General features: G+C 32.9%; 3 protein-coding genes. All 3 read right to left on the reverse strand.

Features of this window, described 5'->3' with window-relative positions:
* Positions 1–39: 39 nt before the first annotated feature.
* The 3 genes from ACTG3Y_RS03935 to ACTG3Y_RS03945 all read right to left on the reverse strand — a co-directional run bounded on the left by ACTG3Y_RS03935 (position 40) and on the right by ACTG3Y_RS03945 (position 7,670).
* Positions 40–2,160 carry a thioredoxin domain-containing protein gene (locus tag ACTG3Y_RS03935; RefSeq protein ID WP_439151626.1) on the reverse strand — a complete coding sequence of 707 codons (2,121 nt, stop codon included), beginning with the start codon at positions 2,158–2,160 and terminating at the stop codon, positions 40–42.
* A gap of 113 nt (positions 2,161–2,273) precedes the next feature.
* The gene (locus tag ACTG3Y_RS03940) at positions 2,274–4,157 is read right to left on the reverse strand and encodes a T9SS type A sorting domain-containing protein (protein WP_439151627.1); all 1,884 of its coding nucleotides are present in this window, start codon (positions 4,155–4,157) and stop codon (positions 2,274–2,276) included.
* Between the two features lie 213 nt (positions 4,158–4,370).
* Positions 4,371–7,670 (reverse strand): VCBS repeat-containing protein, encoded by a 3,300-nt coding sequence (locus ACTG3Y_RS03945; RefSeq protein ID WP_439151628.1) that lies wholly within the window; start codon positions 7,668–7,670, stop codon positions 4,371–4,373.
* Between the last annotated feature and the right edge of the window lie 129 nt (positions 7,671–7,799).

Below are 7,799 nucleotides of genomic sequence, written 5' to 3' on the forward strand. Positions count from 1 at the left end.
ATACAATTTACTGCATGTTATAGGGCAAATTCCCATTCCCTATTTTAATAGTTGTGCTTTCGCTTTTTCCGTATTATTTACAGGTAATTTACATGTACCATTTACACATACATATATAAATGTTTCGTCTTCAATGAATTTATTTTGTAACAAAGGTAAATTACTACTTTTGGTGTCACCTGCTAGTATTATGTTAGGTAAATAGTTTTTATTAAACTCTATCATTTTTTCTTGTGCATCGTCTCCAGAAATTGCTACTTCATAATAAGGGTTTGAATAGCTTAAATATAATGACATCCAATTCGTATATCCAGTAGGTGCTTTTTCTAAGTCTGATAGAATATTGCTTAGCATTTGTTTTGACAAATCGCTATAGTTTTTATTATAATAATAGTGACCCAATTTGAATAAATTATGCGCCATAACAGAATTAGAAGCAGGAATAACATTATCTAATACTTCCATTTTTCTAGCTATTAAACTACTTGATTTATGATCAGTAAAATAGAACATACTGGTATTTTTATCTAAAAAATGTTCTATAGTATAATCTGTTAATTTTTTGGCCAGAATTAGCCACTTATCATCGAAAGTAACTTGATAAAGCGCTATCAATGCAGAAATAGTGTGCGTATAATCTTCAGAAAATCCGTTAATGGTACTCTTTCCATTTTTATAGCTATGGAAAAGTGAACCATCTTGATTCATTTGGTTTTCTATTATGAAGTTTGCGTTATTAATTGCCGTCTTTAGGTAAGTCTTGTTTCCAAAAGCTTTATAGGCATTTACATATGCTTCAAGCATCAAAGCATTCCAAGAGGTTAACACCTTATCATCCGTTCTTGGACGATTTCTAATGGCTCTAGCTTTAAATAACTTTGATTTCCATAGTGTTACTTTATCTCTTAATTTATTTAACTCTATTGAATTAGACTCTGCAAAGTCTACGTCTGTTTTGGTTCTGTACAATATATACTTGTCATTTTCCCATTTGCCTGTAGCATTAATATTATAATATGATGCAAAGAGATTGTAATCGTCTTTTAAAATTGTTCTTAGTTGGTCTTTGTTCCATATGTAAAATGCACCTTCTTCAACTTCACCATTTTCATTATTGCTATCTGCATCTAATGACGAATAAAATGCACCTTCTTTTTGTAACAATTCTCTTTCTACAAAATTGAGTGTTTCATCAACAATTGTCTTATGAGATTCATTATTTGTTAATTGATAGGATTTAGAATAAACACTAACAAGTTGTGAGTTGTCATAAAGCATTTTTTCAAAATGTGGTACATGCCATCTATCATCTACTGAGTATCTTGAAAACCCACCACCAATTTGATCATAGATACCTCCGTTTGCCATTTTAGTAAGACTAGTTAAAACGTATTCTTGAAGTTCTGTATCTGAATTCTGAACGCTATACCTTAGTAAAAAGCTTAAATTAGCTGGCATAGGAAATTTTGGTGCTCTTTTTTGACCTCCATCTATAAAATCTAGAGTTTCTTTGTAATTATTAACAATAACTTTTAGTTGTTCTTTTTTAAAGGGCAGCGCTTCCTTATTAATTTCTATTAGGTTTGTGTTTTTTATGCCTTCAGTAAGTTTTTCTGCATAAGCAATAACTTTATCTGGATCTGTTTTATACAAACGAGACATGTCTTCTAATATTTTTGTCCACTGGGATTTTGTAAAATAAGTACCCCCAAAAACGGGTCTGCCGTCTGGTAATGTAATACAATTAAGTGGCCATCCGCCACTCCCTGTCATTAACTGTACTGCACTCATATAAATCTGGTCTATATCTGGCCGTTCTTCTCTATCTACTTTTATACTAATAAAGTTGTCATTCATTAGTTGAGCTACAGTATCGTTCTGAAAACTTTCCTCTTCCATAACATGACACCAGTGACAGGCAGAATACCCAACAGAAATAACCATTAATTTATTTTGTGATTTAGCTAGTGCTAGTGCATCATCATTCCAAGGTTTCCAATCTACCGGGTTATAGGCGTGTTGCAAAAGGTAAGGACTTGTTTCGTTTATTAAGTCATTAGCTTTTTGGTTGGTCTCTATTGTATGCGATGTTTTATTTTGAGTGCACCCAAAAAATAACATAACTATAACAACGAGTGGACCTATTTTAGTATGCATCATATTGAAACTTATTCGATGTTATAAAAATAAACATCCTTAATTATTTGACATAAAAAAAGCGTATTTAAAATATAAACACGCTTTTTAAAACTCTTAATAAGATGCTATTAATCTTATTGCTTTACAAGTTTTACTGTTTTAGAACCGTTAACACCATCTATTCTTGCAAAATAAACTCCTGCATTTAAAGTTGAAGCGTTAATTACTGCATCTGTAGTATTAGGCGTTAAGCTAATAACTTGCTTACCTAAGATATCAAAAACAGCTATTGCAGTAATTGTAGAACGGCTAGAGATATTCCAATTACCATTTGTTGGGTTTGGAAATGCTCTAAACTCAGTAGCTTCTACATTACCTACTGATAATACATCACCAATTGTAAATAGGAAGTTATCAATATATAATGTACTATTATTATCAACAGAAGAAGCAAAAGGATCTATTTTCCACTGAAAAAACTCAGCTTGGTCAAAACCTAAATTAGTAAAATAGCTTAATGGAATTGAAACTCTTTGCCATTCGTCTGTCACAGCAACCTCATTAGTTCCTATCTCGTAAGTCACCTCTGTAACAGGATCAGTATTATCACTAATTAATATAAATTTAAACCCAGTACCTGATGCAGCTGAATTGGTTGGTGCAGTTAACCAGTAATCAAAAGTTACATAGTCATAAGCACTAATTGCCCCAGTAGTACCCTCTTCACCTTGTCCGTAACCACCATCACCTAAGTTAAATAGGTAAGCATTATTTACTCCCTCTGTTGGATCTAAATCAACTTGGCTATCTAGTGCGTCACCAAACTGATAGGCAAAAGGGAATAGCGTTGTGTAATTATTAGTATCGTTATAAACACTATATACATTAGCATCTAGAGCTTGAGGTATTGGAGCTGCAGGTATTGTAGGAGGTACAACTACTATTGCCTCACCAGCTGTACCTTGTATATTGTCTATGTAAACCGTTCTTTCTATTTCAGGATCATTCCACCCAGGACTTGTCCAGTTAGGAAAAAATGCTATGGTATCATACTCGCCATTTGCTGAGCCAGTATTGTCTAAATTTTCATTAAACGTAAATGTTAACGTTTCCCATCCTGTACCAGCGTGAGAAGCATCAGCTGCAGAATCTGTTGCACCGTTTTGACCACCAGCTAATCTTGCTAACATACTAAATGTACTCGTAGAATATACATCTACAGTTACCACGTTAGTAGATGGAGTTGAGACATCTATATAGTTGTCTTGCATCACTAAATTAGCACCTTGCCATGGATTACCAGCTTGAACAACAATTAATTCTCCTGTATTAGCAGAATCATAAGGAGCAGTAGCATCTGGATTAGCAACAACACTAGCACTACCTAAGCCTTCAATACCAACAAAATCAATCGGAGTAGATTCAAAATCTTCAAGCATATCTAAAACAACTGGTATTGGAGCACCTAAAAAGCCAGTGATGTTATCTACATATATTGTATTTTCAATTTCTGGATCATGCCACCCTGCACCATTCCAATTAGGAAAAAGAGCAAGAACACCATATTCACCATTAGCAACACCTGTACCATCTAAAGCTTCATTAAATGTAAATGTTAATGTTTCCCAACCAGAACCAGAATGTGCTGCATCTGCAGCAGACTCTGTTGCACCGTTTTGAGCGCCTGCTAATCTTACAAACATATTCATTGCAATATTAGAATAAACATCCATAGACACCGTCTCAGTTACAGGGTCAGATACATCGATGTAGTTAGATTGTAATACTAAATTAGCTCCTTGCCACGGATTACCGGATTGAACAACGATTAATTCACCTGATGTTGCAGAATCGAAAGGTGCTGTAGAACTGTTTGGATTAGTAACTATATTAGCACCACCTAAACCTTCGAAACCAGCAAAATCGCTTGCAGCTAAGTTTTCAAAATCTTCTAAAACTACTTGAGCTGAACCTGCAGCAGCAATTAGAAGACAAAATAAGATTGTAATTTTTTTCATAATTAATTTAGTTTGAATATTAATTTCATCTACAAGAACGCACATTTAGCTGAATATTAGAAAATAACAACCTATACAAAAACAATACATTACAAAAAAAAATACTTTTTATAGATATATAAAAAATACATAAACAATTAAAAATAAGGTGATTACAATACACTAATGTTTTAAACAATTAGTTTCACTACAATTAAAAGCACAACATTAACTTTAGTTTAAGAAAACTGATGGTAAATCGTTGTTGTTAGAGATAAGAATAAAAGGTTTAGTTGTCTTATTTATTAATGTGATAATTCTACTATCTTTTGGATTATAGAAACCACTTAAAGCTGGTGACATAAATTTAAAGTTGTTTTTACCATCACCTAAAAATACAGATCCGTAACCTGCATCATATCGTGTCGTTTCTACTTCTACTCCGTAATGATTACCAACCGTAATAATATCTTGAAAACCATCAGCATTTATATCAAAAACTAATGTAGATTTTAGTGGTGCAATTTGGGCTTCTATAGGCAAGGGTTGTTTAACTAATTTGCCATTTTTATTTATTAAAATAATACTCTCAAAACTTTTTATTTCATAAACTACAGCATCTTCTACTTTATCTTCTGGTAAGATATCTATAAGTTTTGAGGACGCAAAACTGTGATAATCTTTAAATTTTTCGGCCACATATGGCATTTGTTGACTAGTACATTCTCTACCTCGCATAGGCACATAATCATCTTTATAAAACTTTGCAAAAACAATGTCATTTGTACCGTTAGCATCAAAATCGTTAGCATAAACCTTAAATGGGTGCTCTTGTGACGCTTTAAACTTATTGTTTTTACCCAGATTTCCTATTATATAATCTTGGTCACCGTCACCGTCTAAGTCGCTAGCTGTAATTGACCACCAAATACCTCTAGTATCTGCTAAGCCATAAGCTTGGGAATTATCCTCAAAAATTCCGTTGGTATTAATTAAAAGTTTAATTTCCATCCACTCGCCAACCAACATAAGATCTTCGTCATTATCGTTATCAATGTCTGTAAATACGGCATCGGTTACCATACCAATACTACTTAAAGCTGGTGCAATATTATTTGCCGCTTTTGTAAATTTACCGTTCTCATTGATTAATAAGTAACTTGTTGCAGGAAAAGCATATGCGCCTGGCACCAATCGTACACCTACAAAAATATCTAAATCACCATCATTATCTATATCTGATGCTTTTATACTTTGTGAGCTTTGATTAATATCCGGTAATGCAGAACTGGCATGAGTAAAATCACCATTACCATTATTAAGATAAAGTCTATCTTTTAAGAGTGGGTTTCCTATTTTATACTCACTACCACCACTTGCTATGTATAAATCTAAATCGTTGTCACCATCTACATCTATAAGTATACACCCTAGATCTTCTGAATCTTTATGTTTTTGCCAGGGTTGAGATTGATGTTTTGCAAAAACACCCGTCTCGGTCTGAAGATATAATTGTCCGCTTTGGCCAACAGCGCCTCCTATAAATACATCGTCTAAACCATCACCATTAACGTCTCCTGTAGCAGAAAATGGACCATTTTGAGACACATTATGGGGCAGTAATATTTCTTCTTCAAATTCGTTAAAGTCATTCTCTTTATGAACAAAATCAATTCCTAAATCGGTTGAATTTAACTGCGTTAATAACGTGTTATTTTTAGTTCCTTTTGATTGTTTAATTGTTTTAATTGCATCCTTAAAACGCACTACTAATGTTGTATTAGCACTTACATTATTAAAAACATTAGAAGTACCATTTGGCCAAAACACCTCTACCTTATCAACTTTAGTATCTTTTCCTAAGCCAAAAAATATACCGTGTTCGACAGATGACAAATAACCTCTTGTTACGGTATTTTCTACTACTTGATCTTTACCATTATGGGTAATAAATGCTTTTGCACCAACACCAAACTTATTTTTTTCTGAACCTTCTAGTTTTATTTTTAAGAAATTACCACTAGCTTTATTCTCATAAACAAATGCAGGAGCGTCTATATTATTGGTTATAACATCTAAATCACCATCATTATCTAAGTCACCATAAGCCATTCCGTTAGAAAAGCTTGGTGTTTCAAAACCCCATTCTTTGGTGACTTTCTTAAATTTAAAATTACCCTGGTTTTTATATACATAATTAGATATAGGTTGCGATGGCGTATCTTTACTTAACTGAAATAATTCTTCTGCAGTTGTACTTTTAGGATCTAAAGCTTCTAATTTATTTAGATAGTCATTATTTTCGACATCTTTTTTAATACCGTTAGATACCAAAATATCTTTTAATCCGTCATTATCAATATCTACAATAAGACTTGCCCAACTCCAATCTGTAGAGGCCACACCTGCCAAATTAGCTATATCTGAAAACGTACCTAAGCCCGTATTAACCTGAAGCGTGTTGGTCATGTACTGCCTATGTGCACCAGCTTCAACTAACGCATTAAATTTCTCTGTACTCATAGATGCCATATTAGTCTTAGATCTGTAATGATCTTCTGGTGTCATATCTGTGGTAATTAAATCTAAAAGTCCGTCATTATTAATATCACCTGTATCAGAGCCCATACTTAATTGCGTAATATGCTTAAGCTGCTCATTTATAACATTTTTAAAGGTACCATCACCATTATTATAGTACATAAAATCTGGCTCTGCATAATCGTTAGCAACGTATAAATCCATCCAGCCATCATTATTTAAATCTGAAGCATTAACACTTAAACCATAAGAAACGTCTCTAGAAATACCAACCTCATCTGAAACGTCTTTAAATTTTCCGTTTTCGTTTCTATATAAACGATCTCGAAAAAATTTGAATTGCTCTTGAGGTATTTTATTAATTAATAAAAGTTTTTTATCTGCAAGCTGATTAACTTGGTACATATCTAAATCGCCATCATTATCCATATCAAAAAAGACTGCTTGAGTTGAAAAACCAACATCTCCTAGACCATATTTTTGTGCAGACTCTGTAAATGTTAAGTCTTGATTATTAATGTATAGCTGGTTTCTTCTATCACCTAGTTTCTCGGAATAACCATTTCTACTCACATAGATATCTAAATAACCATCTGCATTAACATCCGCCATCGTTACTCCCCAAGTCCAACCCGAGTTACGCGCTACTTTAGACTTTTTTGTTATGTTTTCAAACTTAAAATCTCCTTTGTTTAAGTATAACCGATCTGCCACTTGGTTACCACCAAAAAAGACATCTGGTAATCCATCATTATTAATGTCACCTATTGCTACTCCAGAACCTACATAAATTTGACTATAGTAGTAATGATTAAAGTATGTAGATTCATTAATTGTATTTTGAAAGTCTATTCCAGTACTTTCTGGTGGCAATAAATTGAAACCACCGACTAACTCTTGAGGATATAAATCTCTGCTTGGACTATTGTTGCATGTAAATAAGGTAAGACATACTGCTACAATTACTAAAATTTGAACTCTAGGATTATTCATTTTTATCAAAAATTAATTGAATGCAGTAAAGATATGTAATTGTATACATTAAAGTAAATTCTATAAACGCAATGATATGTTAAAACTGCAATTAGTATTTCAGTTTTTCTATTTTATCCCATATTCCCC

It is taken from the genome of Winogradskyella sp. (assembly GCF_965656915.1).
GTDB lineage: Bacteria > Bacteroidota > Bacteroidia > Flavobacteriales > Flavobacteriaceae > Winogradskyella.

What these genes read in the sequence shown, in the direction of transcription:
- ACTG3Y_RS03935 (WP_439151626.1), bottom strand. Translation starts at nt 2,160, where the DNA reads ATGATGCATACTAAAATAGGTCCACTCGTTGTTATAGTTATGTTATTT.
- ACTG3Y_RS03940 (WP_439151627.1), bottom strand. Translation starts at nt 4,157, where the DNA reads ATGAAAAAAATTACAATCTTATTTTGTCTTCTAATTGCTGCTGCAGGT.
- ACTG3Y_RS03945 (WP_439151628.1), bottom strand. Translation starts at nt 7,670, where the DNA reads ATGAATAATCCTAGAGTTCAAATTTTAGTAATTGTAGCAGTATGTCTT.